The following is a 24,015-nucleotide window of genomic DNA, read 5'->3' as shown; positions in this document are numbered from 1 at the left end:
GGCTACCTTCCCGTAATGAAGAGCGCGCCGTCAGGGCGTGACCAAACTGAGGCTGCTACGGCTCGGTCACGGAGTGGTGCGAGCTGTCGAGCGGTCTCCACCTCGTGCAGCGCCTCAAGAATTCTGACCTCCAAGACCAAGGACTTGGCGTACCGACCTTGATCACCTGCGTTCCGAAACGCTTCTGCCGCTTGCCGGGCAAGGACGTCAGCCCTTCTGAGGAGCTGGGTGCCCTCGGTGTCTGATGGTCGGATTGTGCCTGACGTGTTGACGCCCAACATTGAAGTGATCGCCAACGCCTCGGCATGTGCGAGATGCGTGAGATCGATGTGGACTTCGTCCGCCGCCTGACTCTGGATGTTTTCCAGAACGCGACGCGCCTGCTCGAACTCAGAATTTACCAGAGCACCGCTCTGGCCTGTTTTTATTACCCCCAGATGCCGGTGGGCTTTGGCGATCAAGAGACTTTTCCGAGGGTCGAATGATTCGGATGGGAGGTCATTCAGTCGAGCAATGGCACGCTGGATGTTCGGGACGGCCTCTTCGTTTCCGAGGAGATAGTTTGCCCAGCCCAGATCATCAATCAGGACAGACGCTTGGGTTAACCTGTCATGAGTGAACTGCGCTGACTCAAGTGCCCACGTGCCCAGCACAACCCGCTCGCGATGAAAGCCCCATACGTGCAGTGTCAGCGAGCAGTTCGCTCGTAATCTCAGCAGTGCTGGATCGCGGCGTTCCTCATGCAACAACTTACCCATCGCGATGGCGCCATCTACATACTGACGATAGGGATCCGGTGTGTCTTCTGCGGACCTACCTCGCAGGAGCAGGTAGCCGAACAAGGTGGTGAAGCCGAGCGACATCACCATGGTTGCCAGTGACGAGGGGAACAACCAGCGGAGTGCCGTGGCATGGCTGTCCTCATCCACCCACACCTGAGCGACCTGAAACAGAAATGTGGAAAGCGCCACTGCGGTACCGACTATGAAGGTGGCGACGGTACCGGTACCGCTGAAGCGACTAGTCACTGCGCGGCGTACAGATCTTGGTGATCGAACCATCCACGCTCCAACACGGCGTTGGGCCTGCGGAAGGCAGATTGTAGGGGCCCAGGTGACCTCCTGCCAGACGATGGGGATCCATGACACGCCTTCACGCCTCTGCTGAACTGCGATAGCGGCCCGCTTCAGGTAGTTCCTAAGAGTGGTGGCACTCACTGCGCAAGTACCCCGCCACCGGGCCGCAGAGGCCATTGCGTCCGCCAGGGACCGGCAGGCGTGCCGGTCAGGAGACGGGCGTGCCGGCTCCGCCCGGCGCGGTGGCGCTTCGCACGCACTCGCGGCGCAGACCGCGGCGCCGGGCGTGCGCCTCGGCGGGCTCCTGGTCGCTCGCCGCGTACACGTTGCTGACCGGTGACCAGGCCATGGCCATGGCGATGACCACGGCCATGATGTCGAACGGGTCGCCTTCGCGGACCCGCCCCGCGGCCTGCGCCTCCGCGATGGCCGTGAGCTTGCGGTCGTCGTAGAGGTGGTGCGTCTCGACGAGGTGGCCGGCAGGGCGGCGTTCCATACGCGTCCAGGTCGCCAGCCGGACGAGGTCGGGGCGGCGCAGGTACTCGTCGTGGAGGCGGAACGTGGCACTCGGCGCCACCCCGACCGTCGTCAGCCGCACCCGGGACAAGCTCGACGACGCCCGCAGGCTCGGCGCGCACGACCTCGTCGCGGCCACCGACACCCGCCAGTTGGCCGCGGCGCACGACGCCTTCGACGTCGTCATCGACACCATCTCCGCCCCGCACGACCTCGCCCCGTATCTGAGGCTGGGCGGCGATGGACGGCACCCTCAGCCTCCTCGGGCAGCTGGGCTCCGTGACGGTCGACGCCGTGGATCTGCTCGTCGGCCGAAAGAAGCTCAGCTCCGCGGGCAGTGGAGGCCGCCCGACGACGGCCAAGATGCTCCGGTTCTGCGCCGACCACGGCATCGCCGCCGACGTCGAAGTGCTGCCGTCGTCCCAGGTGGACACCGCGCTCGACCGCCTCCGGCGCAACGACGTCCGCTACCGCTTCGTGCTCGACATGTCCGACCTGGACTGAAGGGCCAGGGCCTTTCTTGTGGATCAGGCTGGATCAGTGGGGGTCCCGCCACGCTCTCCAGGCGTAGGGGTTGAGGTCTGGTGCCGTGGATCTCAAGTCGGAGGATGGGGGGGGTACGTCCCGTGCCGCCAGGTCCAGAGGGAGAGTCGACGCGGTGGGGGTACCTTCCGTGCCCGCAGGGCGTGGGCATTTAGGGGCGCGGGGAACTGCGCGAACAACCCACCACCCGCCCGCAGGTGACCAACGCTCCCGCAGGGCTACGGCGGGCATGTCAGGGGCGCTGGGGGTCCCCCCACGCCCCATGGGCGTAGGTGGGGGCGCCCCCGTGCCCGCAGGGCGCAGGGGGAGGAACTGCGCGAACAACCCACCACCGGCCCGCAGAGGCCATCGCCCCCGCAGGGGAACGGCGAGCAGGCCCAAGAACGGCCCAGCGCGGGCCACGCGCGCACCCCGCCCGGCCCGAAGGCCGGGCAGGAGGCACCCGCCGCGCCCAGCAGCGGCGCGGGCTTACGCCGCGACCAGCACCGCCCCGCCCTCCACACCCGCGGCGCGCTCGTCGAGCCAGACCGCCGCGAGCTCGCGGCGCGCCCGCGCGACCCGGGATCTTATGGTCCCGACCGGGCAGCCCAACACCTCCGCGGCCTCGCCGTACGACAGCCCCAGCAGCCGGGTCAGCACGAACGCCTGCCGCCGCCCCGGCTCCAACGCCTCGACCGCGTCCATGAACGCCACGGACTCGTCGAACCCCGGCAGGTGCAGCCGGCCCGAGCCGGCCCGGTCGGCCGCGCCGACCCAGTCGTCCGCGGTGTCCGCGATCCGGGGCCGGGCCGCGGCGCGCCGGATGCCGTCGACGACCACCCGGCGGGCGATCGCCAGCAGCCAGGTCCGTGCGCACGAGCGCCCGGCGAACCCGCTGAGGCTGGTGAGCGCGCGCAGATACGTCTCCTGCGCGAGGTCGTCCGCCCCCGGCACGTCGGTGGTCAGGTGGACGAGGAAGCGGCGTACGTCCTCGTACGTGGCCTCCACGAACAGCTCCGTGGCCCGACGGTCGCCGCCGCCCGCGGCCAGGGCCCAGCCGGTGATCTCCGCGTCGTTCCTGCTGCGTCGCGACGCGTTTCCGCCCCGGCGCACGGCATGCGAATAAAACGAATGAGACATGACAAATCGCCCTTCACATCCGAACTCTTCCCAGGTGAGGTCAAGAACGGAAGGACGGGCGGCCCACGACGGGTCACGGCCCTGAGCGGTACGAGGGACGCGGGCCGACGCGGCGGCGGGCGGGGCGCGGTGACGAGCCGTACCGCGCACGGCAGCGCGGCGCGCCGCACGCCGAGCGCCGCACGGACCAGCCGCAGCCACTGCCGTACGAGCTGCGGCAGCGGCGCGGCCCGCCCCAGCCGGGCCAGTTGGACGAGCGCCTGCTCGCCGCGCCACAGCCACCAGCCGCAGATCGCGCCCGCCAGCAGGTGCGCGAAGGTCATGCCGGAGCTGAGGAGCCCCGGGTCGAGCACCCGGTCCAGCGCGGCGACGGGGGCGGACCTCATCCCGGGGTGCGGCCCGGGATGGTGCGGCACCCCGGTGCCCGCCGCGGGGGCACCGCCGTGGCCGACGGCCGCGAAGAGCAGGTGGAGCGCGACCTGTGCGGCGGCGCTGGCGCCGACGACGGCGCCGACGGAACGTTCCTTTCGAGTCAATCGCCAGGCGAGTGCGGCGAGCGGCGGCAAGGCGAGGCCGTACGCGAACCCCGGGGGCGAGTCGCCCGACGCGAGGTCGTGCCCGAACCCGGACACCACGGCGCACACGGCGGTGAGCACCGCGGTGTGCACGAGGCGGAGCGCGGATCCGGCTCTCATGCGGCTCATGGTGCCAGCGCGACCTGTGGCTCTGGGAGAGCCACTCGATCATCAGATGTCCGCCCATTGGGCGGTTTACCGCCACGGAGGGCGGCGGTGACCCACGTCACGTGAAAGTGCGGGGAACTTTCCCGCTCCGGCCCCCGACCACTTGAGGGAGCACATTGTTCCCCCCACGTGCTCCCCCTGTTCAACACGCAACCCGAATCCCACGTCCTTGCCCCTTCGACCACCACCCACCCGGCGCACCGACTTCCCAACGCCCCGACCCCCCTGGCCTTCCCCCCACACGTATTCGTCGGATCGCGGAGGAGCGACCTCGATGCACCCCCCTACGGAGCAGACCGCGCCCGCGTCCCAGCCCACCAGAGCCCCGCGGATAACACTCCGCTCGGACCTGAGGGCGAGTTGGCTCGACGGGCTGATCGCCCTGGTGATCACGGGCGCGCTGTTCGCCCTGATCTGGTCCCGCATCAAGTCGCGGGCTTCCGACACGGCCACCGTGATGCCCTTCATGGCCGACGACCCCGAAGCCTTCTGGCTCTACTTCCTGAGCCAGGCGTTCGGCTGGTCGGCCCTGCTGTGGGCCTGGATCACGGTCCTGTTCGGCCTGCTGCTGTCCGGCCGCCGCCCGTCCTGGCTGCGGATCTCCGGCACCCGGCTGGAACGCCTGCACCGCACCACCAGCCTCAACACCATCGTCCTGATCGCGGCCCACGCGCTGCTGTTCGCCGCGGAACTCGTCCGCTTCGACGACGACTCCTGGCCCGCGGCGACCTGGACCGCCTTCGTCGAGGCGTTCGTCCCCGGCGGCTACCAGACCGGCACCGGACGCATCGCCATCCCCGTCGGCCAGGCGGCGCTGTACCTGGCGATCCCGCTGGGCCTGCTGTTCTACGTGCGCCACCGGATAGGGCCCAAGACCTGGCGGGTGATGCACCGCTTCGTGATCGCGGTCTACGTGCTGAGCGTCTGGCACACCCTGCTGTACGGCACGAACGTCTGGTACGACGGCTGGTTCCGCACCGCGATCTGGCTCCTCCAGATCCCCGTGGCCCTGCTGCTCCTCACCCGCCTGGTCCGCCCCGCACGCCGCTCGGAGAAGCTGCCGACGGTGGCGGAGGCGTCGTCCAAGTCCCTGTGGGGCGTACGGCTGACGGGCCGGCTGGCCGCGGCCGGCGTCGTCGCGGCGCTCCTCGCGGTCGTCCTGTCCGGCCACGACGGCGGCCGCCAGCATCCCCCCGAGGACACCTCCTCCAGCCACGAACACGACTGACGCCCTAGCGCGGCCCGCAGACGAACGGGGTTCCAGGGGCGCGGGGGTGCCCCATGCCCTCTGGGCGTGGGGGGTGCCCCGCGCCCGCAGGCGGACGGGGGTTCAGGAGCGCTGGGCCCCCCACGCCCCCTGGGCATAGGTGGGGGTGCCCCCGTGCCCGCAGGGCACAGGGGGAGGACCTGCGCGACCAGCCCACCACGGTCCGCAGAGACCAACCGCCCCGCAGGGCTACGGCGGGTAAGTCATTTAGGGGCGCTGGGGGTCCCCCCACGCCCCCTGGGCATAGGTGGGGGTGCCCCCGTGCCCGCAGGGCACAGGGGGAGGAACTGCGCGACAAGCCACCCACCGACCCGCGGTGACCAACGCCCCCGCAGGGGAAACCGCGGCTCCGTCCAGCGCCACAAGCGCACCCGCGCACCGCGCACCGCGCCCCGCCCCTACCCCCCGCCCGCGTACTGGCCGCACTCGCCCGTGAAGACCGCCGCCAGTTCCGCGGTGACGATCGAGGTGACGACCGCCGCAGCGTCCCGCGGCGGCTCGCGGTACACCTGGAGCGCCAGCCCCTCCGTCACCGCGGCCAGCCGCAGCGCCGCCGGGCCCGGGTCGAGGTCCGGCTCGACCTCGCCGCACTCCTTGCCGTTGTGCACCGCGCGGGCCAGGTCCTCGCGGATCCGGCGCGCGGTCTCCACGTCCACCGCGGCGAGCGCCGGCGCGTCGAGGGCGCGCCCGGCGAAGGCGCGGGCGACGCGGTACTCCGCGCGCCGGGTGTCGTCCAGCGGAATGAACTCCGTCAGCACCTCCGCCATGATCCCGGCGATCGGCCGCCGGTGCTCCGTCCCGGCCCGGATGCGCTCCTCCGCCCGGCCTCGGATGCGCGCGCTCACCGTGGTGAAGGCGTGCAGCAACATCTCGTCCTTGGTCCGGAAGTAGTGCTGCACCAGTCCCACGGACATGCCCGCGGTCCGGGCGGTGCGGGCGACGGTGACGGCGTCGAGCCCGTTCTCCGAGATCAATTCGCAGACGGCGGCGGCGATCTGACATCGGCGTTCGTCGTGGTCGGCGGTCCTTGGCACTTGATAACCGTACCAGCGTACGATAAAAACCGTATCGCCATACGGTTATCCGTGCCCGCCTCGATCCCGAGGACCGCCATGCCCGAACGCCTGCCCCCGCGCCTGCCCTCGCGCCACCGGTGGCGCCGCGCCGCCGCGGCCGCACTGCCGCTGCTGTTCCTCCTGCTCGCCGCCCCGCCGCCGGCCGCCGCAGCAACTGCGAGGCCGGCAGTCAGCCCGTCAGCCAACACGCCAGCCAACAAGTACGCCGACATCGACGCGTACGTCCGCGACCGCATGGCGGCGACCGACACCCCCGGCCTCTCGTACGCGGTCGTCGGCCCCGACGGGCCCCTCCACCAGCGCGCCTGGGGCACCGACGGCCGCGGCGACCGCGTCACCGCCGACACCCCCTTCCTCTGGGGCTCGGTCGCCAAGCCGATCGCCGCGACCGCGGTGCTCGCCCTGGCCGAGGAGGGCCGACTCGGCCTGGACGACCCCGTGGTCGACCACCTCCCGCGCTTCCGCTTCGGCGGTACGGACCACGCCCCGCGCGTCACGGTGCGCCACCTCCTCGCCCAGACCGCGGGCATACCCGAGTCCGCCACGCTCAAGGTCACCGACTGCCTGGACGCGGACTGCCCCCGCCCCCGGGACCGCGTCGCCGTCCTCGACGACGTCACGCCGCTCGGCCCGCCCGGCACCGCGTACGCCTACTCCAGCGCGAACTACCTCCTGCTGGCCGCGGTCGTCGAAGCCGCCACCGGACGGTCCTACCCCGACGAGTTGCGGCGCACGGTGCTCGCCCCGGCCGGCATGTCCGAAGCGATCGTCGACCGGGCGTCGGCCCGTTCGCGCCGCCTCGCCCCGGGCCACCAACTCCTGTGGGGCATGCCGGCCGCGATCGCCGACGGCGTCGACGACCACGGCGCGGCGTACGGCTACACCGGCGGCGACCTCGACGACCTGGCCGCCTTCGCCGCCTTCCAACTCCGCGCCGCAGCCCCCGTCCTCACGCCCGAGTCCGTGCGCCTGATGCGCCAGGAGGGCAAGGCCGGCAGCGGATACGGCCTGGGCTGGCGCGTCGGCGGCCTGGCCGCGCCCCTCGACAAGGCCGTCTGGCACACCGGCGCCAGCCCCGGCCAGTCCGCGATGGTCTTCCTGCTGCCGGAGCGCGGCGTCGCGCTGGTCCTCCAACAGAACCTGTACGGCCTGCTCCAGGACGACGCGATCATGCAGGTCGGCTTCGGCGCGGCCCGCATGCTGGCCGGTGCGCCCCGCCCGGACGCGGACTCCCCGTCCGCGACGACCCACCACCTGACGGTGTGGACGACCACGTCCCTCGCGGTGCTCCTCCTCGCCGCCACCACCCGCTCCCTGCTGCTCCTCCGCACCCCGGCGCGCCGCCACCGCTGGCTCCCCACGACCCTGTGGTGCCTGTTGGGCGCCCTGCCCCTGGTGGCCTTGGCGGCGCTGGCCCGCGCCATGCCCCTCGGCCAGGCGTGGACGTGGGTGCCGGACGCCGCGCTCGCCCTGTACGTCGCCTCCGCGGCGGGCGCGGTGCTGCTGGTCGTACGGGTGTGGCTGACGCTCCGGAGCAGGCGGAGGGATCACCCCGTAGCGTGAGGCGCATGTCCGCGTTCGTACAGCAACTCCCCGCGCTCATAGGCGTCGTCGTGGGCGCCATCGGCTCGTACCTCGCCATCACCCGCGGCGACCGGGCCCGCTTCCAACGCGAGGAGAAGGCGCGTTGGGAGGAGCGGCGGCTCGCGGTGTACACGGACTACGCACGGGACTTGAAGAAGGCGGTGACCCTCACGTACCGCATCGCCGCCCACCTCGGCAACGACCCCCACCCCCACCCGCTGCCCGCCGAGGACGCGGCCCCCCTCCTCGCGGACGCGACCCTCGCTCGCGACGCGTCGGGCGAGGCGTTGCTGATGCTCGGCGCGGAGGAGGTCGTGGCGCGGGCTCGGGAGTGGGTCACGGTGGTCATGGAGATGGAGGTCTTCCTCCGCGGGGGCACGCACGACCCCTCACGCTGGTCGGAGCTGCTGTCCGCGCAACGGGCGGCGCGGGCCCGGTACTACGAATCCGTACGCCGTGATCTCGCGCTTCCCGCAGGCCACTCCGGGCAGTGGCCGGTCCGGGAAGGCCGGGAAGACCGTGCGGACCGACCGGACCGGACCGGCTGACCGGGCCCGGCGGAGCTGACCGGTTTCTGAAACGCCCGGGCGCGGGGGCGGAGTTATCCACAGGCTCAAGCGGGGATTTCCGGTCCGTCCTACGGTGGACGCATGCCACACGGAACCGCTCTCCTCGTCATCGACATGCAGCAGGGCTTCCTGCCCATCGCCTTCCGCGGCGCCGAGACCGTCGCCGCCATCGCCGGCCTCCGGCGACGCGCCAAGGCGGCCGGAGCCCCGATCGTCACGATCCAGGACCAGGGCGCAGACGCGGAGCCCGGCACGGACGGCTGGCGCATCGTCCCCGATCTCGCCCCGGATCCGCAGGACCCGCTGGACCTGCTGCTCCACAAGACCACGCCCGACGGCTTCCTCCGCACCGACCTCGACCGAATCCTCCGCGGCCTCGGCGTCACCGAGGTCGTCGTCACCGGCTTCGCGACGGAGATATGCGTGGAGACCACCGCCCGCCAGGCCCTGAGCCACGGCTACGACCTGCTGCTCGTCGCCGACGGACACACCACCTCCGTGCGTCCCGACAGCGGCACTTATGCGGTGCCGGCGCGGTCGATAGCGCATCACAACGAGATCTACCGCGGCATGACCTTCCCCGGCCGCAGCGTGCGCGTGCTGCCGGCCGCGGACGTGGACTTCGCCGCCCCCGCCCCCTCCGCCGGGCGTCCGGCGGCAGTTCCGGCCGGAGTCCGCCGCGCCGTCCTCAGCGGCTCCACCTTCGAAGAGCAGATCGGCTACGCCCGCGCCGTCGTCGACGGCGACCGGGTGCACGTCTCCGGGACGACCGGATTCGACTACGCGACGATGACCATCTCCGACGATGTCGTGGCACAGGCCGAACAGTGCCTGCGCAACATCACCACCGCCCTCACCGAGGCCGGCGCCAGCCTGACCGACGTCGTCCGCGTCCGCTATCTCCTGCCGGACCGCGCGGACTTCGAGCCCTGCTGGCCCGTGCTCCGCCGGCACTTCGGAGAGGTCCGGCCGGCGGCGACGATGCTGGTGTGCGGGCTCGCCGATCCACGGATGAAGATCGAGATGGAGGTGGACGCCCGCCGGACGACGTGACACGAGCGGTGCCACCCGCGCCGAGGCCCGGTCGGGCGGTCACGCACCCGACCGAACGGCGACGACGCAATGGCCCGGACCCGGCGCCGGGCGCGGTCAGCGCTCGGTCGGGCCGACCGCGCCCGGCGCACGGCTCGCGAGCCAGAGCGCGATCCGGCCCTGCAACTCGCGGTCGGAAGAGGGGGTGCCCCGCCAGGACGCGAACCACTCCAACTGACGTAGGACGCTCTCCGAGCGGTCCGGGTGGCGCACGGCCACGACGTCGACGCCCCTCTCTCCCGTCGAGCACCTGATGTACACGCTGCTGTCGAGCGCCAGCATGCCGAAGCCCGGATGGCCCGCCCGGATGCCGAGGAACGCCGACGCCGCGCCGCGGCCCATGACGTCCCAACGCTCCAAGAGCCGGACCCTGGTCCAGCCCATCGGCACGGGCCGGCCGCCCCAGTTCAGGTCCTGAAGGAAGGCCCGGTGCGTACGGGTGTGCTTCGGGAGCTGGACGAGGAACTCGCGCCGCTGGTCGAGAAGGCCCGAGGAGACCGCCAGTTCGTACCAGTCCTCGTTGAGGCGCTCGACGAGCCGCGGGGTCTCGTACCGGTGGGAGAAGCCACCGCAGATGTCCTCGGGGCCGTTTCCGAAGACGAACGGCATCGTGCCGTCCGGCACGGCGTCCGGGATCACCTCAAGGCCGGCCCGCCGCAGCGGCCGGTGCATCTTGCGTTCACGCTCCCGGATGCCCACAGGGCATTGTCCACCAGGACCGGCAGGCCCGATGCCGCCGGTCATCGGGGCAGCGGCGAAGGTCTTCAGGGGCGCTGGGGTCCCCCCACGCCCCCTGGGCGTAGGTGGGGGTGCCCCCGTGCCCGCAGGGCACAGGGGGAGGACCTGCTCGACCAGCCACCCACCGACCCACGGAAACCAACACCCCCGCAGGCCGACGGCGAAGGCATTTAGGGGCGCGAGGAACTGCGCGAGCAACCCACCACCGACCCACGGAAACCAACACCCCCGCAGGGCTACGGCGAAGGCATTTAGGGGCGCGAGGAACTGCGCGAGCAACCCACCACCGACCCGCAGAAACCAACACCCCCGCAGGGCTACGGCGAAGGCGTTCAGGGGCGCGAGGAACTGCGCGAGCAACCCACCACCGACCCGCAGAAACCAACACCCCCGCAGGCCGACGGCGAAGGCGTTCAGGGGCGCGAGGAACTGCGCGAGCAACCCACCACCGGCCCGCAGAGCGCAGCGCACCGCACCGCACCCGCGCGGGAAATCCCGGCGACTTCCGTCCGCGTCCCGGGGATACTGCTCGCCCATGGATGAGGTCAACGTCGTCGTCGCCCACTCGGAGCGCGCGACGCTGCGCGTCGGGGACGTGTTCCTGAAGGTGGACTCCGACCAGGCGCGCATCGACGTCGAGGTCGAGGCGATGGCGCTGGCGCCGGTCCCGACCCCGGAGGTGCTGTGGCGCAAGCCGCCCGTGCTCGCGATCGCCGCGGTCAAGGGGGCGGCGCTCGGGCGTCTCGGCGGAGCGGCGAACGGGTCGGCGGCGGTGTGGGCCGCGGTGGGCGCCGCAGTCCGGCGGTTGCACGACGCGCCGTTGCCGCCCTGGCCCGGTCGGCGCCGTCGGAGCCCCGACGAGTGGGCGGCGGAACTCGACCGCGAGTGCGAGTTGCTCGTGGCGAACGAGATCCTGCCCGCCGACCTGGTCGCCCGCAACCGCCAGGTCGCCCGGGCCGCGATCCGGCCGTGGACTCCGGCGTTCACGCACGGCGACCTCCAGATCGAGCACGTCTTCGTCGACGGCGACGAGGTCACGGGGATCATCGACTGGTCCGAGGCGGGCCCGGGCGACGCCCTGTTCGACCTCGCCACCCTGACGCTCGGGCACGAAGAGCACCTGGACGACGTCGTCGCCGGCTACGGCGCCGCCGACGTCGACCTCGACGTGATCCGCGCCTGGTGGTCGTTGCGCAGCCTGCTCGGGGTCCGCTGGCTGGTCGAGCACGGCTTCGACGCGTTCGCGCCGGGCTGTGAGGTCGACGTGCTGCGGTCCCGGATGTGAGGCTGCGCAGGCCGACCACCACGCACTCGGCGTTCTGACGCATCGCGGTTCTGACGCGTCACGGTCCACCGGAGACGGACCGACGATCACCGAGGCCGGACCACCGATCACCGATCACCGATCACCGATCACCGATCACCGGGGACGGACCGCCGACCAGCCGGGGACGGACCGCCGACGATCGGGGGCGGACCCCGGCCCGGCCCGCCCCCGTCGCACGGATCCTCAGAGGTGGCGCCCCATCACCTCCGACAGGCGCGTCAGCTCGTCGCCGCCGTGGCCCAGTCCGATCGCCCGGCGGGTCAGTCCCTCCGCGGCGCGCATGACGCTCGCGTCGATGCCGCGGGCCTCGGAGGCGTGGATGATGTGGGCCATCGTCGAGGCGGACGAGGTGATCGGGTTGACCTTGGCGACGTAGTCGTCGTTGTCGATCTCGACCGCGGCCTCGTCGAAGGACGGCGGCAGGATCGCCGCGATGCCCTTGGCGAACGGCGCCAGCTCCTGCGCGCTGATGCCCTCGGCCCGGGCGATGGTCAGGGCGTGCATGTAGCCGGTCATCGACGTCCACCAGATGTCCAGCAGCGCGAGGTCGAACGCCGCGGCCCGGCCGATGTCCTCGCCGAGGAAGCTGTGGGAGCCGCTCAGCGCGTCCAGTACGGGCTTGTGCTCCTCGTACAGGTCCTGCGGACCGCTGTAGAGGAACACGCCGTGCGGCGTGCCGATGGTGGTGGTCGGCGTCATGATCGCGCCGTCGAGGTAGCGCACGCCGTGCTCCGCGGCCCACCGCCCGGCCTCGCGGGAGCGGTCGGGGATGTCGGCCGACAGGTTGACCAGGGTGCGGCCCTTGAGCGCCGTCTCGACCTCGGGGCGGCGCAGGACGGCGTCGGTCGCGTCGTAGTCGACCACGCACACCACGATCAGGTCGCTCGCGGTGACGGCCTCTTCGACGGACCCGGCGCTCACCGCGCCGGCGGCGACCAGTTCCCGGTCGCGGCCCGGAGTGCGGTTCCAGACGGTGGTGGTCACGCCGGCCGCCAGGAACGCGGCGGCCAGCGCCCGCCCCATCGGGCCCAGTCCGATCACCGTGACCGCGGACCGGGTGGTGTCGTGAGTGTGTGCGGACATGCTTCAGCTCCCGTGCAGAATGGAAGGGTTCTCGATGAAAAGGGGATGGTGGCTGTGGGGCGTGTGCGGGCGGAGGACCCGACGGTGTGCGGGGTGACGGCCGCGATCGCGGTGATCGACGGCAAGTGGAAGACGGCCCTGCTCTGGCTGCTCGAATCCGGTCCGCGCCGACCGGGCGAGCTGCGTCGGAAGCTGCCCGGGCTCTCCGAGAAGGTGCTGACCCAGGCGCTACGCGAGATGGAGGCGGACGGCCTGGTGCACCGCGAGGTGCACGACGTCCTGCCGCTCAAGACGGTGTACTCGTTGACGGAGTTCGGCGTGGACCTGTCCAAGGCCCTCGCTCCCGTGTCGGACTGGGGCTATCGCCGCCTGGACGCCCTCGCCGCCCAGCAGTCCGCCGACGAGCACGCGGCTTCCTGACCCGTCACACCTCCTCCGCAGCTCCCTGTCGCGCCCGCTCCGATCGCCCGGCCCCGCGGCCTTGCACCACCAGGTTCCCCCGCCGCCCGCCTGCCGCCAAGTACCCACAAAAAGGTGGCTACCGCCCCCGCTGCCCGCCCCCGCTGCCCGCTGCCCGCTACGGGCTCAGACGGCGTCGCCCTTGCGCGGCCGCAGCATCACCGCCGCCAACGTCGCCGTGCCGACCAGCCCGGCCGTGGCGATCGTCGCCACCGTGGTGAAGCCGCGGTCGTAGGCGTGGCGGGCCGCCTCCAGCACGGCGTCCGCCGTCGTCGACGGCAGGTGCGCCATGAGTTCCTGGGCCGCGGTGAACGACTCCTTCACCGTCTCCTGCTGGTCGGGGCCGAGCCCGGGCACCGTCGGGATCACCGAGCCGTACACCAGAGTCATCACGCTGCCGAAGACGGCGACGCCGAGGCCCGCGCCGAGCTCGAAGGAGGTCTCCTGGATCGCGGCGGCCTCCCCGGACCGTTCGGGCTGCGCCGCGCTCATGATGACGTCGGCGCCCAGCGTCATCACGATGCCCGCGCCGAACCCGGCGGCGAGCAGCGCGGCGAGAAGGGTTCCGTACCGGCCCGGGTCTCCGACGGTGGCGATGACCGCGTACGCGAGGGCGAACAGCAGCAGCGCCGCGGTGAGCATCGCGCGGTTGCCCCAGCGGCCCGCCAGCCAGGGCGCGGCGACGGCGCCGACGGCGTTGGCCGCGGCCAGCGGCATCAGGGCGAGCCCGGCTTGCAGGGGCTCGTACCCGCCCACCTGCTGGAGCCACTGGGTGAGGAAGAACAGTAGGGCGACGTAGCTGCCGAAGCAGCCGATCACGCAGACGGTGGCGGTGGAGAAGCGCCGCTCGGAGAAGAGCGAGAAGTCCAACAGCGGTTCCGCGAGCGTTCGTTGGCGGCGTACGAACACGTACAGCAGCACCGTGCCGACGAGTGCGGAGACGAGGAAGACGGCGTTGATCCCCGCGTGTTCGCCGGCCTGCTTCAGGGCGTACACGACGCCGGCCAGGCCGACGACGGAGAGCACCACGCTGAGCACGTCCCAGCGCCGGGGCACGGGGTTCTTCGACTCGGGGATGACGCGCGCCCCCACGGCGAGGAGGACCGCGACGACGGGCACGTTCACCAGGAAGACGGCCCCCCAGCCCCACCGCTCGGAGACCAGTCCGCCGATCAGCGGCCCGAGCGTCGCGCCGACGCTGTGGGCGGAGGTCCACACGCCGATCGCGAGGGCCCGCTCGCGGTTGTCGGTGAAGGTGACCCTGATGATCGCCACCGTGGAAGCCATGATCATCGCGGAGCTGACGCCCAGGGCCGCACGCGCGGCGATCAACTGCGCGGTGTTCGCCGCGAAGGCGCACGCCAGCGAGGACAGCCCGAAGGCGAGCAGCCCGCTGAGCACCATCCGGCGCCGCCCGATCCGGTCGCCCAGGGTTCCGCAGGTGACGAGCATGGCGGCGAGCGCCAGGGAGTACACGTCGACGATCCACAGCACCTGCGCGGCGCTGGGCTGGAGGTCCCGGCTGACGCTCGGCATGGCGACGTGCAGCACGGTCAGGTCGATCCCGGCCAGGAACAGACTGCCCGCCACCACGACGAGCACCACCCACCGGCGCTGCGGCGAGTGGATCGGCCGGCCGGTCTCCGTCGGTGGGCCGCCGGCTGCGGGCGCTTGACTTTTTGGCATGCGCCCAGTCCAGTAGGTACCAACGCCTGCTGCAAGTACGGTCTTTTCTGTCCCCTACTGTCACTCTGTATACCAATGGAGGTCAGACGTGCGCACCAAGGTCGAGGAGACTCCGGAATACTGCGCGGTCGAGTCCGCGATGGAGGTTCTCGGGGGCCGCTGGAAGCTCGCCATCCTCAAGCAGCTCGTCCCGGGCACCCTCCGCTTCGGCGAGATCCGCCGCGCGCTGCCGGCCGTCACCCAGCGCATGCTGACCCGCCAGCTCCGGGAGCTGGAGGCCGACGGTCTGGTGACGCGCACGGTGTACCGGGAAGTCCCGCCGCGGGTGGAGTACACCCTCACCGACGTCGGCCATCGGCTCGACGCCATCTTGGACCAGCTCGACACCTGGGGCCGGTGGTACCAGGAGACGGTCCGTCGCACCGAGGCGCCCGCGGACGCGCCCTGAGGGCCGGGGGCCCTCGGAGTGCCGGGGGCCCGGGGCGTCACGACGTCGGGTTGACCAGCACCTCGATGGCGGCGAACACGGCGGCGCCGACGACGAACAGCGAAACACCCCTGAGGTAACGGCTCTTCATCCGCTGCACGGTCCGCTCCCTGAACTCTGCGCCCGGGAGCGTGGACACGATGAACGGACCCCGGTCCGGCTTGCCCATGACGACGTGGCCGGTCTCCAGGTGCCGCGACCCCTTGCCCACCACGTACACGGTCCGCCCGGGCGGCACGATGACCTCGCGCCAGGTGATCGTGTGGTCGCGCTTCGCCCGGTCGACCTTGACCTGCACCGCCGGCAGTTCCGGGTCCGGTGACTCCGTGGCCGACAGGGTCCGTACGTAGCTCTGCTCGGGCTCGTCGACGTCCGTGCCGGCGAAGTTCACCACGGCGAGCCCGGTGGCGTCGCGCACGCAGAACTGCGGCGGCGAATCGACGGTGCGCCGCAACTTGTCATGACGGGTGGAGACTTCGCGCCCCTCGTCCTTCTCGACCGTGCGCCACTTCTCCCTGACCGTGATCAGGAACCACACGCACGGCTGCCCGGACAGCGGAGCCGTCAGCAGCCCCGCCGACCCCGGCTCGGCAACGCCCTGGACCGCGCACCTGATCCCCTGCCCCGGCGCCCGGTCCGCCAGCTCGGAGACGGCGACCGCCCGCGCGGCGTTGACGGCGGAGAACTTGCGCTGCTCCAGGAGCGCGAGGACGAGGTAGACGAGTCCGCCGATGGCGACGAACTGCGAGATGAACTGGATGACGACCAAGAGATCCCCCGCCGTGTTCTCGTACGTGTCTCGTGCGTGTCTCGCACGTGCTGCTCCAGCCGGCCCCTGCCCGGCACTCCTGCCCAACTCGTCGCGTGGACACCGTCTGCCACGTCACTCACACCACCGTAACGGCCCACCCTCTTGAGTGACGTCGTGGCCAACTCGCCGCACTCTCACATTCGTTGACGAGCAGAGGAGCGTGAACGTGGACTCGGATTCCGTACGTGATGCCGGCCGACGGCGGCTGTTGGGATGGGGTGGCCTCGGAATCGCCGGCATGGCGGTCGGCGGGGCACAGTTGATCGGCGCCGGGGCCGGACACGCCGCCCCGACGTCCACCGGTGCCGATGCCGTGGCCGATACCGCTGCCGGTGCTGACGCCGACGCCGTCCCGCCTGCGACCCGGCCCGGTGGCGCCTACGACCGGTACGTGGCGCAACTGGCCGCCGAAGACAAGTTCTCCGGGGTGGTGATGCTGTCGCACCGGGGCCGGACGGTGCTGTCGCGCAGCTACGGCATGGCCGACAAGGAGAAGGGGGTCCGCAACCACGAGGGCGTCGCGTTCAACCTCTCCTCCGCGGGCAAACCGTTCGGCGCACTGGCCGTCCTGCAACTGGCGCAACAGGGCAGGCTGCGGCTGTGGGACACCGTCGGCACCCACCTGACCGGCTTCCCCAAGGACATCGCCGAGCAGGTGACCATTCACCACCTCCTCTCCGGCACCTCCGGCCTGCACACCCCGCCCGAGGACCTGCAACGCGTCTTCCAGAGCCGGGAGGAGGTGCGCGAGTTCTACGGGCAGTGGGCCCGGCAGTCCAAACTGGTGTCCGTGCCCGGCACCCCGACGGACCACGCCGGTGCGGAGGTCGCCATCCCCGCGCTGATCGTGGAGGCGGTGAGCGGCATGACGTACTGGGACTACGTCCAGGAACACGTCTTCCGGCGGTGCGGCATGAGCGGTACGGGCTTCTACACCCGGCCGCAGTGGCTCACCGACCCGCACATCGCCCACTCCTACATGCGGCAGGCCGACGGCACCCGCGTCGACGCGGTGCGCAACCTCGACAAGGGCAGCCCGGATCCGCACCAGCTCGGCAAGAACCCCGGCCGCTCCTTCATCGACCCCCCGGGCGACGCCGGCTTCGCCACCGCACCGGACCTCGTCCGCTTCGCCCACGCCCTGACCGACGGCACCCTCCTGGACCGTCCGTACGTCGACGTCGCCCTCGCGCCCAAGCTCCCGCTCGCCCCACAGGGCGGCGGCCTCGCCGCCCCGAAGGCGGCTCCCGGCGACGCCTCGTTCGCGACGTACACGATGCCCGTCAGCATCATCAACGGCCAGTGGGTGAGGGGCCGCGCCGGCGTCAACCCCGGCAGCGTCGCGAGCTGGAACATCTACCCGTACTCGGGCTGGGTCGGCGTCGTCCTCGGCAACTACGACGACGTCCCGTTCCAGCAGATCATCCAGCAGGAGATGCACGCCGTCCTCGGCCCGCACTGAGCCCGGGCGGCACCTGCGGCGGGCGGTGTGTGGCTGGGCGTCGTTAGGGGTGTTGTTCGGTGTCGTGCTGGGTGAGGGGGAAGTGGGTGGGTGGTGGTGGGTCGGGGAGTATGCCGTGTTGGTGGTCGACGGTGGTTTGTTCGTGGTGGGTTGCGGTGGTCATTTCTTGGTCGGTGGCTTCGAGGTCGCGGTATCCGTCGTCCATGGCGAGTCCGAGGAAGCGGGTGAAGGCGGTGCGGGGGGTGACGATGGTGCGGTGGGGTGCGTTGCAGTCCCAGAGCCGGACCATGCGGGTGCCGTCGGGCATGGGTTGGGTGGGTTCGGCGTTGAGCGTCATCGGCGGGGCTCGGGGTGTTCGGGGTGTGGGGTGGGTGGGCCCCAGCGGACCGGTTCGTGGTGGGTTTCGGTGAACAGGTCGTGGCCGGTGAGGCGGAGGTGGAACTCCATCCACTCGTCCACGTCGTCGTGATCGTGCCGTTCGCCGTCTGCCGGGAGCGGCATCTGTGCACCACAGGGAGTGCAGATGGCGGAGACGGTGATGTCCTGGGGCAGGGGGTGGATGGAACGCCAGCCTTTGTAGCGGCCTCGCTCGATCATGGTTCCTCCTGAGGAGGGCGGGGGTTGTTGTTCGGTCCCGGCCGCCCGAGGGCAGGGGCGTGCCTCTCGGGGGCGGCCGGGACCTGGAGCGAGGCGACCTCGCTCCGGTGCCGTTCTCGCGCAATTCTCTTCAGCGCTAGGGCAACGCTGTTGCGCAAGAACGGAGTTGAGGGGGTGAAGGGGCTTTACGAGCGGGTGGGGGTTTAGGGTGCGGGCCTGCTGCTGTTCGCGTTCAGTTCGGTGAGTGCGGACCTGAGTCGGTCGTCCACCGTCGCGGTACGGACGTTCTCCCGGCGGGCGTCCCACTCGATCCCGCCGTGTCGCGGGCGGAGTGCGATCAGTGACCCGTGGACGTCCATGACCACGCCGCACCGCTTTTCGACGGTGTCGTACGCGAGTGCGCCGACTGTGAGTTCGCCAACCATGACGACTCCTCTCCGTAGCGGTTTCACTACCAAGCGATGTCAGATTGGCCTAGAGTCGGAACTCGATCAACGTGGCTTCTGCGAAAGGTCAGTTGGGGGTACGCATGGTGAACCGAAAGGATCTGAACCCGGAGGCATCGCCCCAGGCGGCGTTCGGTGCACGTCTGCGCAGCTCGCGCGAGGCTCGCAACTGGACGCAGGAGGATCTGTCCGAGCGCATGAGCGTATCCAGTGGGCATATTTCAGGAGTTGAAACTACTCGCAAAGCACCTTCCTTGCGCTTCGCGAAAGCTGCAGACGCGGCCTTTGGTCTCGTGGGCACGGACGTCACATTCGAACGTCAGTGGCGTGAGATGCAGCATGGCAGCTTGTTGGAGGGCTACCCGGAGTACGTCGGATACCAAAGCCGCGCGGCAGAGATCAGGCTGTTTGAAACGGGAGTCATCCCTGGTTTTCTTCAGACGCGGGAGTACGCATCCGTGTTGGCGGACGCCGCAGTGCAACGGGGGGACATCACACCCGAACAGGCAGATGAACGAGTCGACGTGCAGATTGAGCAACAAGCCATGCTTGCGCGGACACCCCCACCGCTCATCTTCGTGGTGCTGGACGAAAGCTGCATCCTCAACCCCATCGGCGGACCCGCCGTCATGGAAGCTCAGTTGGCACGCCTGACCGAGTTCGCCAAGCAATCCACCACCTCGCTCCAGATCGCTCCGTTCGCCATGGCGGAGCGGAAGCCATTCCGGCGATTGGTCTATCTGCTGACGATGGCCGATCGCTCGCTGATGTCCTACGTGGAGTCACAGACTCATGGCCACTTGGATCGGGAACTGACCTCCGTGCTGCCATTGATGAGGGCATACCATCAGCTACAGATCGAGGCAGCCTCTCAGGCGGAATCTGTCGCCATGATCGAACACCTACGGAAGGGCAATCTGTGATGGCCACGACCGACTCCCCCCCGCTCTGGTGGGTCAAGTCCTCCTACAGCACCGACAACGGTGGCGCCTGCGTCGAGTGGGCCCCCGCGCACGCGTCCGCCACCGGCATCGTCCCGGTACGTGACTCCAAGGTCCCGGCCGGCCCCGTGCTGAGCTTCCCCGCCACCGCGTTCGCCGCGTTCGTGGCGGGCGTCAAGGGCGGCATGGTCTGACGGCCGACCCCGTACCGCTACGCGAGGGTGCCCCGCCGAGTCCCATTCTCTGGCTCGGTGGGGCATCCTCGTTTTACGTAGGCGGATCCCGTCGCCGTAGTCGACCAGCTACGAAAGGGCACCCCGTGACGACCACGACCGAACCCCTCAACTGGCACAAGTCCTCGCACAGCGCCAACGGTGGTCAGTGCGTTGAGTGGGCCCCCGCGCACGCGTCCGCCACCGGCGTCGTCCCCGTCCGTGACTCCAAGGTCCCGGCCGGCCCCGTCCTCCGCGTCCCCGCCGCCGCCTTCGCCACCTTCGTCACGGGCGTCAAGAACGGCACGGTCTGACGACCAACCCCGCACCACCACCGCGGGGGCCCGTGCAGGCCGGGCGGCACCGCCTGGGTACCCAGCGCAAGAAGAGAATGCTGATCGCCGACGAGTCGGGAGCAGGAGGCTCAGCGGGCCAGTAGGTCCTGGATCGCCGCCGTGATCTCGTCGGGTGCCTCTTCGGCCATGAAGTGCCCGGCGCGGGTCAGCCGGTGGTCCAGGTCCGGCGCCCACGCCTGCCACACCCCGGCGGCGTCGTAGCCCAACTGTGCGCCCCAGTCCTGCTGGACGACCGTCACGGGCATGGCCAGTTGCGACCCGGCGTCCAGATCCGCCCGGTCGTGCGTGACGTCGATGCCCGCCGAGGCCCGGTAGTCCGCGACGATCGACGGCACTGCCGCGGCGCTCGCCCGCAGGTATTCGGCACGTACGTCCTCGGTCATGGTGGTCGGGTCGTTGGCCCAGGCGTCGAGGAACGAGCCGAAGAAGGCGTCCGCGCTGCCCGCGATCATCGCCTCCGGCAGGCCCGGCGGCTGCGCCATGAGGAAGAGGTGGTAGCCGACCGCCGCCGAGGTGCCGTGCAGGACGTTCCACATGTCGAGCGTCGGCACGATGTCGAGGATGCCCAGGTGCGTGATGGTCTCGGGGTGGTCCAGCGCCGCCCGGAAGGCGACCAGGGCACCCCGGTCGTGGCCGACGAGGGCGAAGCGCTCGTGGCCGAGCGCCGCCGCCAGGGTCACGACGTCGGCGGCCATGGTGCGCTTGGCGTACACATGGGGGTCGGTGGCCGCCGGCTTGTCGCTGGCGCCGTAGCCCCGCAGGTCAGGACAGATCACCGTGTGCTCGTCGGCGAGCCGCTCGGCGACGTGTCGCCACATCAGGTGGGTCTGGGGGAAGCCGTGCAACAGCACGACCGGGCTACCGCTGCCGCCGACAGCGGCGACCAGCTCCACACCGTCCGTGCCGGGCAGGCTGACGTGGTCGAAGCCGGGAATCGTGAGCGTCATGAAAGGCCCTTTCCTCGGGGCGGTGGATGGACGGGAACAGCGTGGGCGACGCCGATGAGCAACCGATCAGCACGGCTGGGCGCAGTGGTCCCACGGCGCGGAGGATGGGGGGATGCGAATCGACGTACTGGGTGCCGTGCGGGCCGTCCGTGACGACGGCAGCCCGGTTGACCTGGGCGGGCCACGCCATCGTGAGGTACTCGCCCGGCTCGTCGCCGCGGAGGGACGGATGGTCACCACCGACACCCTTGTCGACGACCTGTGGACCGATCCACCGGCCCGCGCCGTGGGCGCATTGCGTACGTTCGTCGCCGCGCTGCGCCGGGCCCTCGAACCCGACCGGCCGCCCCGCAATCCACCGCGCGTACTCGTCACCGAAGGCCCCGGCTACGCGCTGCGCCTACCGCGTGAGGACGTGGACGTCCATCGGTTCCAGGACACCCTGGCCGGCGCCCGGCGCAACCCCGACGCGGTGACCGACCTCGGCGCGGCACTCGCGGCCTGGCGCGGACCCGCCTACGCCGATGTGCCCGACTCCGCATGGGCGCAGCGCGAGCGGACCCGGCTGGAGGAGTTGAGGTTGGAGGGGGTGGAACTGCGTGCCCGCATCCTCCTCGACTCCGGGGAAGGGGCCGATCTCGTCGCCGAACTGGGTGCCCACGTCGCCGAACACCCGTGGCGCGAGCCGGCCTGGGGGCTGCTTGCCCGCGCGCTGTACCGCGCGGGCCGCCAGGCCGACGCGCTGGCCGCCCTGCGCCGTGCCCGCGCGATGCTCGTCGATCAACTCGGGCTCGATCCCAGCGCCGACCTCCAGCGCCTGGAGACGGACATCCTCAACGGGTCAGCGCCCCTCGAAGGCGCACGTACCGCGTGGACCGGCCCTGGTGCCCGGTTCGGCCCGCGCACCACCGTGGACCTGGCCCGCACCCTCGCCCTGGCGGGCGGCGACGCCCTCGTCCACTCGCGGCGCGACCGCCTCGCCGCCGTCCAGGCGGCGGAACGCACGGGGGACGTCACCCTGACCGCCAGAATCATCGGCGCCTACGACGTGCCCGCCATCTGGAGCCGGGCCGACGATCCCGAACAGTCCCGCGCCGTCGTCGCGGCCGCCGAACGCACGCTCACCGCACTCGCCCCCGACGGCCCCGCCGACCTGCCCGCCCGCCTCCTGGCCACGGTCGCCGTCGAGAGCCGCAGCGCCGATCTGTCCGGGACCGAGCTGAGGCGCGCGCAGCAGGCGGCACGGCAGGCCGAGGCCCTGGCACGGGACCTGGGCGATCCCGCCCTGCTGGCGTTCGCCCTCAACGGGGTGTTCCTCCAGTCCTTCACCCGCCCCGGGCTCGCGGCGGCCCGGGACGGGATCGGCGCCGAGATCCTCGATCTGGCCACCCGGCACGAGCTGCCGAACTTCGCCGTACTCGGCCGGCTCGTCCGCCTGCAATCCGCCTCGGCCCTCGGCGACCTCGACGCCGCAACTTCGCACGCCGAGGCCGCCGAACAGCTCGCCGCCACCAACGAGGCACCCCTCGTCCGCGTCCTCACCCGATGGTTCCGGGCCCGGGCCACAGCCACCCGCAGCACCGAACCCGGCGGACCGACCGCCGCCACGGCCGCAGCGCACTACCGCGCCGCCGAGGAGGCCCTCCGAACGGCCGGAATGCCGGGGCTGCACCGCGGCCTGTTCCCGCTCGCCCTCCTGGGACTGCGCCTGCTGCACGACCGGCCCGCGCCCACCGACCCCCACCTGGACTGGGGCCCGTACCGCCCCTGGGCACGGCCCCTCGTGCTCCTCGCCCAGGACCGGGTCGAAGAGGCCCGTGCCACCCTCGCCACAGCGCCCGAACCACCGCGTGACCACATGCAGGAGGCGCTGTGGTGCCTGACCGCCCACACCGCCGTACGCCTCAGCGAGCGCGGAATCGCCGCGCACGCTGCGGCTGCCCTGCGTGCTGCCCGTGCAGAACACGCCGGCGCCGCCAGCGGAATGCTGACCCTGGGCCCGGTGGCGCGGTACCTGGCAGAGGCGGAGGCATGCGCCGGAGCGGGGTGAGCGACCGCAATCCGCGCACCCCGAGCCCGTCAACCACATCCGGGAGAAGACCTGGAGGACCAGCAGGCCGCCGCCAACGGAAGCCGCCTCACCGGACGACGCGCGGGTCATCGGGCCCGGGCCCCGCCGCCCGGTCCGTGCCCGCATCACCAGTCCCGGCAGCGGCACCGACCCGGAGCTGCCTCAACTACTCGCACCCGGGATCGGCGCGGGGGACGGCTGCCACTCTCGCCGAAGCAGCCCGAACACCCATGAGTCGGACACCACGCCGTTCACGACGCAGTCCTCCCGCAGTGTGCCTTCCCGTAGGAATCCGACCTTCTCCAGGACCCGGGCGGATGCGGGATTGCGCGTGTCGACCTCGGCCTGGACCCGGTTCAGGTCCAAGGCGTCGAACGCCCACCGCAGCACGGCGTGCGCGGCTTCCGTCGCGTAGCCGTGGCCCCACATCGCGTCGTCGAGGATGTAGCCCAACGATGCGCTGCGGTTCTCCGGGTCGAATGAGGTCAGCCCGCACCAGCCGACGAAGGCGCCGTCAGACGCGCGGTCGATGGCCACGCGTGCGCCGGTGCCCTCGTCCGCCATCTGCCCGCACCGAGCGATGAAGCGCGCGGAGCGAGCGCGATCCGTCCACGGCGGGGAGTCCCAGTAGCGCATCAGGTGGGCGCTGCTGTGCAGCGCGAAGAGGTGGTCCGCGTCGGCGTCGGTGAAGGGGCGCAGCCGCAGGCGGGCCGTGGACAGTACGGGAGTGGGCAGTACGGGAGCAGGCAGTACGGGAGCAGGCTGAGTCATGCGTGCCATCGTGCATCCTCGTGCGGTCGGCAGAAC

The 24,015-nt window shown here is 71.3% G+C and carries 27 protein-coding genes; 13 read left to right on the top strand and 14 right to left on the bottom strand.

Features of this window, described 5'->3' with window-relative positions:
- Positions 1-2: 2 nt before the first annotated feature.
- Both ACH4E8_RS17885 and ACH4E8_RS17880 read right to left on the bottom strand, forming a co-directional pair.
- On the bottom strand, positions 3-971 hold the full coding sequence (locus ACH4E8_RS17885; protein WP_398449133.1) for a hypothetical protein: 969 nt from the start codon (positions 969-971) through the stop codon (positions 3-5).
- Positions 972-1,284: 313 nt separating this feature from the next.
- Positions 1,285-1,779, bottom strand: coding sequence for a hypothetical protein (locus ACH4E8_RS17880; RefSeq protein ID WP_398449131.1), 495 nt, complete (start codon positions 1,777-1,779; stop codon positions 1,285-1,287).
- A 53-nt stretch (positions 1,780-1,832) separates the two neighbouring features.
- Here ACH4E8_RS17880 and ACH4E8_RS17875 point away from each other — a divergent pair, with 53 nt between their 5' ends.
- Positions 1,833-2,096, top strand: coding sequence for a hypothetical protein (locus tag ACH4E8_RS17875; RefSeq protein WP_398449129.1), 264 nt, complete (start codon positions 1,833-1,835; stop codon positions 2,094-2,096).
- A 507-nt stretch (positions 2,097-2,603) separates the two neighbouring features.
- Here ACH4E8_RS17875 and ACH4E8_RS17870 read toward each other — a convergent pair.
- Positions 2,604-3,164, bottom strand: coding sequence for a sigma-70 family RNA polymerase sigma factor (locus tag ACH4E8_RS17870; RefSeq protein ID WP_398449229.1), 561 nt, complete (start codon positions 3,162-3,164; stop codon positions 2,604-2,606).
- Positions 3,077-3,949 (bottom strand): hypothetical protein, encoded by an 873-nt coding sequence (locus tag ACH4E8_RS17865; protein ID WP_398449127.1) that lies wholly within the window; start codon positions 3,947-3,949, stop codon positions 3,077-3,079. Before ACH4E8_RS17865 ends, ACH4E8_RS17870 begins: the two co-directional genes overlap by 88 nt.
- A 322-nt stretch (positions 3,950-4,271) precedes the next feature.
- Here ACH4E8_RS17865 and ACH4E8_RS17860 point away from each other — a divergent pair, with 322 nt between their 5' ends.
- The gene (locus tag ACH4E8_RS17860; RefSeq protein WP_398449125.1) at positions 4,272-5,225 is read left to right on the top strand and encodes a ferric reductase-like transmembrane domain-containing protein; all 954 of its coding nucleotides are present in this window, start codon (positions 4,272-4,274) and stop codon (positions 5,223-5,225) included.
- A gap of 437 nt (positions 5,226-5,662) precedes the next feature.
- Here the strand turns inward: ACH4E8_RS17860 and ACH4E8_RS17855 are convergent, their stop codons facing one another.
- Positions 5,663-6,298, bottom strand: coding sequence for a TetR/AcrR family transcriptional regulator (locus ACH4E8_RS17855; protein WP_398449123.1), 636 nt, complete (start codon positions 6,296-6,298; stop codon positions 5,663-5,665).
- 78 nt (positions 6,299-6,376) lie between these two features.
- On the opposite strand from ACH4E8_RS17855, the gene ACH4E8_RS17850 reads away from it, so the two are divergent.
- The 3 genes from ACH4E8_RS17850 (at position 6,377) to ACH4E8_RS17840 (ending at position 9,546) form a co-directional block, all read left to right on the top strand.
- Positions 6,377-7,903, top strand: coding sequence for a serine hydrolase domain-containing protein (locus tag ACH4E8_RS17850; protein WP_398449121.1), 1,527 nt, complete (start codon positions 6,377-6,379; stop codon positions 7,901-7,903).
- A 5-nt stretch (positions 7,904-7,908) separates the two neighbouring features.
- A complete protein-coding gene (locus ACH4E8_RS17845; protein WP_398449120.1) occupies positions 7,909-8,472 on the top strand; it encodes a hypothetical protein in 564 nt (187 codons plus the stop codon).
- A gap of 102 nt (positions 8,473-8,574) precedes the next feature.
- Positions 8,575-9,546, top strand: a complete 972-nt coding sequence (locus ACH4E8_RS17840) for an isochorismatase family protein (RefSeq protein ID WP_398449118.1) — start codon at positions 8,575-8,577, stop codon at positions 9,544-9,546.
- A 96-nt stretch (positions 9,547-9,642) separates the two neighbouring features.
- Here ACH4E8_RS17840 and ACH4E8_RS17835 read toward each other — a convergent pair whose 3' ends face one another.
- A complete protein-coding gene (locus ACH4E8_RS17835) occupies positions 9,643-10,284 on the bottom strand; it encodes a hypothetical protein (protein WP_398449116.1) in 642 nt (213 codons plus the stop codon).
- A 574-nt stretch (positions 10,285-10,858) separates the two neighbouring features.
- Here ACH4E8_RS17835 and ACH4E8_RS17830 point away from each other — a divergent pair.
- On the top strand, positions 10,859-11,608 hold the full coding sequence (locus tag ACH4E8_RS17830) for a phosphotransferase family protein (RefSeq protein WP_398449114.1): 750 nt from the start codon (positions 10,859-10,861) through the stop codon (positions 11,606-11,608).
- A 225-nt stretch (positions 11,609-11,833) separates the two neighbouring features.
- On the opposite strand, the gene ACH4E8_RS17825 is transcribed toward ACH4E8_RS17830, so the two are convergent.
- Entirely contained in the window at positions 11,834-12,733 is a 900-nt protein-coding gene (locus tag ACH4E8_RS17825) for an NAD(P)-dependent oxidoreductase (RefSeq protein ID WP_398449112.1), read from the bottom strand.
- A gap of 54 nt (positions 12,734-12,787) precedes the next feature.
- Here ACH4E8_RS17825 and ACH4E8_RS17820 point away from each other — a divergent pair, with 54 nt between their 5' ends.
- Entirely contained in the window at positions 12,788-13,153 is a 366-nt protein-coding gene (locus ACH4E8_RS17820) for a winged helix-turn-helix transcriptional regulator (protein ID WP_398449110.1), read from the top strand.
- A 165-nt stretch (positions 13,154-13,318) separates the two neighbouring features.
- Here ACH4E8_RS17820 and ACH4E8_RS17815 read toward each other — a convergent pair whose 3' ends face one another.
- Positions 13,319-14,878: an MFS transporter gene (locus ACH4E8_RS17815; protein ID WP_398449108.1), complete on the bottom strand. Its 1,560-nt coding sequence runs from the start codon at positions 14,876-14,878 to the stop codon at positions 13,319-13,321.
- Positions 14,879-14,966: 88 nt separating this feature from the next.
- Between ACH4E8_RS17815 and ACH4E8_RS17810 the strand changes: the two genes are divergently transcribed.
- Complete coding sequence (locus ACH4E8_RS17810) at positions 14,967-15,326, top strand: winged helix-turn-helix transcriptional regulator (RefSeq protein WP_398449106.1); 360 nt, start codon at positions 14,967-14,969, stop codon at positions 15,324-15,326.
- Positions 15,327-15,363: 37 nt separating this feature from the next.
- On the opposite strand, the gene ACH4E8_RS17805 is transcribed toward ACH4E8_RS17810, so the two are convergent.
- Complete coding sequence (locus ACH4E8_RS17805) at positions 15,364-16,134, bottom strand: GIDE domain-containing protein (RefSeq protein ID WP_398449104.1); 771 nt, start codon at positions 16,132-16,134, stop codon at positions 15,364-15,366.
- Between the two features lie 208 nt (positions 16,135-16,342).
- Here ACH4E8_RS17805 and ACH4E8_RS17800 point away from each other — a divergent pair, with 208 nt between their 5' ends.
- Complete coding sequence (locus tag ACH4E8_RS17800; protein WP_398449102.1) at positions 16,343-17,638, top strand: serine hydrolase domain-containing protein; 1,296 nt, start codon at positions 16,343-16,345, stop codon at positions 17,636-17,638.
- A gap of 43 nt (positions 17,639-17,681) precedes the next feature.
- On the opposite strand, the gene ACH4E8_RS17795 is transcribed toward ACH4E8_RS17800, so the two are convergent.
- The 3 genes from ACH4E8_RS17795 to ACH4E8_RS17785 form a co-directional block, all read right to left on the bottom strand.
- Positions 17,682-17,975 carry a hypothetical protein gene (locus ACH4E8_RS17795; RefSeq protein WP_398449100.1) on the bottom strand — a complete coding sequence of 98 codons (294 nt, stop codon included), beginning with the start codon at positions 17,973-17,975 and terminating at the stop codon, positions 17,682-17,684.
- Positions 17,972-18,235: a hypothetical protein gene (locus ACH4E8_RS17790; RefSeq protein WP_398449098.1), complete on the bottom strand. Its 264-nt coding sequence runs from the start codon at positions 18,233-18,235 to the stop codon at positions 17,972-17,974. Before ACH4E8_RS17790 ends, ACH4E8_RS17795 begins: the two co-directional genes overlap by 4 nt.
- Positions 18,236-18,438: 203 nt before the next feature.
- Positions 18,439-18,660, bottom strand: a complete 222-nt coding sequence (locus tag ACH4E8_RS17785; protein ID WP_398449096.1) for a hypothetical protein — start codon at positions 18,658-18,660, stop codon at positions 18,439-18,441.
- A gap of 104 nt (positions 18,661-18,764) precedes the next feature.
- On the opposite strand from ACH4E8_RS17785, the gene ACH4E8_RS17780 reads away from it, so the two are divergent.
- From ACH4E8_RS17780 to ACH4E8_RS17770, 3 genes are all read left to right on the top strand, one after another.
- Entirely contained in the window at positions 18,765-19,604 is an 840-nt protein-coding gene (locus ACH4E8_RS17780) for a helix-turn-helix domain-containing protein (RefSeq protein WP_398449095.1), read from the top strand.
- A complete protein-coding gene (locus ACH4E8_RS17775) occupies positions 19,604-19,816 on the top strand; it encodes a DUF397 domain-containing protein (protein ID WP_398449093.1) in 213 nt (70 codons plus the stop codon). Before ACH4E8_RS17780 ends, ACH4E8_RS17775 begins: the two co-directional genes overlap by 1 nt.
- 125 nt (positions 19,817-19,941) lie before the next feature.
- Positions 19,942-20,148: a DUF397 domain-containing protein gene (locus ACH4E8_RS17770; protein ID WP_398449091.1), complete on the top strand. Its 207-nt coding sequence runs from the start codon at positions 19,942-19,944 to the stop codon at positions 20,146-20,148.
- Positions 20,149-20,258: 110 nt separating this feature from the next.
- On the opposite strand, the gene ACH4E8_RS17765 is transcribed toward ACH4E8_RS17770, so the two are convergent.
- On the bottom strand, positions 20,259-21,137 hold the full coding sequence (locus tag ACH4E8_RS17765; RefSeq protein WP_398449089.1) for an alpha/beta fold hydrolase: 879 nt from the start codon (positions 21,135-21,137) through the stop codon (positions 20,259-20,261).
- 112 nt (positions 21,138-21,249) lie between these two features.
- Between ACH4E8_RS17765 and ACH4E8_RS17760 the strand changes: the two genes are divergently transcribed.
- On the top strand, positions 21,250-23,187 hold the full coding sequence (locus ACH4E8_RS17760; protein ID WP_398449087.1) for a BTAD domain-containing putative transcriptional regulator: 1,938 nt from the start codon (positions 21,250-21,252) through the stop codon (positions 23,185-23,187).
- 183 nt (positions 23,188-23,370) lie between these two features.
- Here ACH4E8_RS17760 and ACH4E8_RS17755 read toward each other — a convergent pair whose 3' ends face one another.
- Positions 23,371-23,979 carry a GNAT family N-acetyltransferase gene (locus ACH4E8_RS17755; RefSeq protein WP_398449085.1) on the bottom strand — a complete coding sequence of 203 codons (609 nt, stop codon included), beginning with the start codon at positions 23,977-23,979 and terminating at the stop codon, positions 23,371-23,373.
- Positions 23,980-24,015: the final 36 nt, after the last annotated feature.

This window comes from Streptomyces sp. NPDC017979 (assembly GCF_044328175.1).
GTDB lineage: Bacteria > Actinomycetota > Actinomycetes > Streptomycetales > Streptomycetaceae > Streptomyces.
The sequence above is the reverse complement of the archived record's forward strand: the minus strand, read 5'-3'. Positions and strand labels throughout refer to the sequence as shown.

Coding starts and splice junctions, on each gene's coding strand:
- ACH4E8_RS17775 (WP_398449093.1), top strand. CDS start 19,604: ATGGCCACGACCGACTCCCCCCCGCTCTGGTGGGTCAAGTCCTCCTAC.
- ACH4E8_RS17875 (WP_398449129.1), top strand. CDS start 1,833: ATGGACGGCACCCTCAGCCTCCTCGGGCAGCTGGGCTCCGTGACGGTC.
- ACH4E8_RS17880 (WP_398449131.1), bottom strand. CDS start 1,779: ATGACGACGTCGAAGGCGTCGTGCGCCGCGGCCAACTGGCGGGTGTCG.
- ACH4E8_RS17825 (WP_398449112.1), bottom strand. CDS start 12,733: ATGTCCGCACACACTCACGACACCACCCGGTCCGCGGTCACGGTGATC.
- ACH4E8_RS17845 (WP_398449120.1), top strand. CDS start 7,909: ATGTCCGCGTTCGTACAGCAACTCCCCGCGCTCATAGGCGTCGTCGTG.
- ACH4E8_RS17780 (WP_398449095.1), top strand. CDS start 18,765: ATGGTGAACCGAAAGGATCTGAACCCGGAGGCATCGCCCCAGGCGGCG.
- ACH4E8_RS17765 (WP_398449089.1), bottom strand. CDS start 21,137: ATGACGCTCACGATTCCCGGCTTCGACCACGTCAGCCTGCCCGGCACG.
- ACH4E8_RS17790 (WP_398449098.1), bottom strand. CDS start 18,235: ATGATCGAGCGAGGCCGCTACAAAGGCTGGCGTTCCATCCACCCCCTG.
- ACH4E8_RS17755 (WP_398449085.1), bottom strand. CDS start 23,979: ATGACTCAGCCTGCTCCCGTACTGCCTGCTCCCGTACTGCCCACTCCC.
- ACH4E8_RS17815 (WP_398449108.1), bottom strand. CDS start 14,878: ATGCCAAAAAGTCAAGCGCCCGCAGCCGGCGGCCCACCGACGGAGACC.
- ACH4E8_RS17850 (WP_398449121.1), top strand. CDS start 6,377: ATGCCCGAACGCCTGCCCCCGCGCCTGCCCTCGCGCCACCGGTGGCGC.
- ACH4E8_RS17860 (WP_398449125.1), top strand. CDS start 4,272: ATGCACCCCCCTACGGAGCAGACCGCGCCCGCGTCCCAGCCCACCAGA.
- ACH4E8_RS17785 (WP_398449096.1), bottom strand. CDS start 18,660: ATGGTTGGCGAACTCACAGTCGGCGCACTCGCGTACGACACCGTCGAA.
- ACH4E8_RS17840 (WP_398449118.1), top strand. CDS start 8,575: ATGCCACACGGAACCGCTCTCCTCGTCATCGACATGCAGCAGGGCTTC.
- ACH4E8_RS17760 (WP_398449087.1), top strand. CDS start 21,250: ATGCGAATCGACGTACTGGGTGCCGTGCGGGCCGTCCGTGACGACGGC.
- ACH4E8_RS17795 (WP_398449100.1), bottom strand. CDS start 17,975: ATGACGCTCAACGCCGAACCCACCCAACCCATGCCCGACGGCACCCGC.
- ACH4E8_RS17865 (WP_398449127.1), bottom strand. CDS start 3,949: ATGAGAGCCGGATCCGCGCTCCGCCTCGTGCACACCGCGGTGCTCACC.
- ACH4E8_RS17830 (WP_398449114.1), top strand. CDS start 10,859: ATGGATGAGGTCAACGTCGTCGTCGCCCACTCGGAGCGCGCGACGCTG.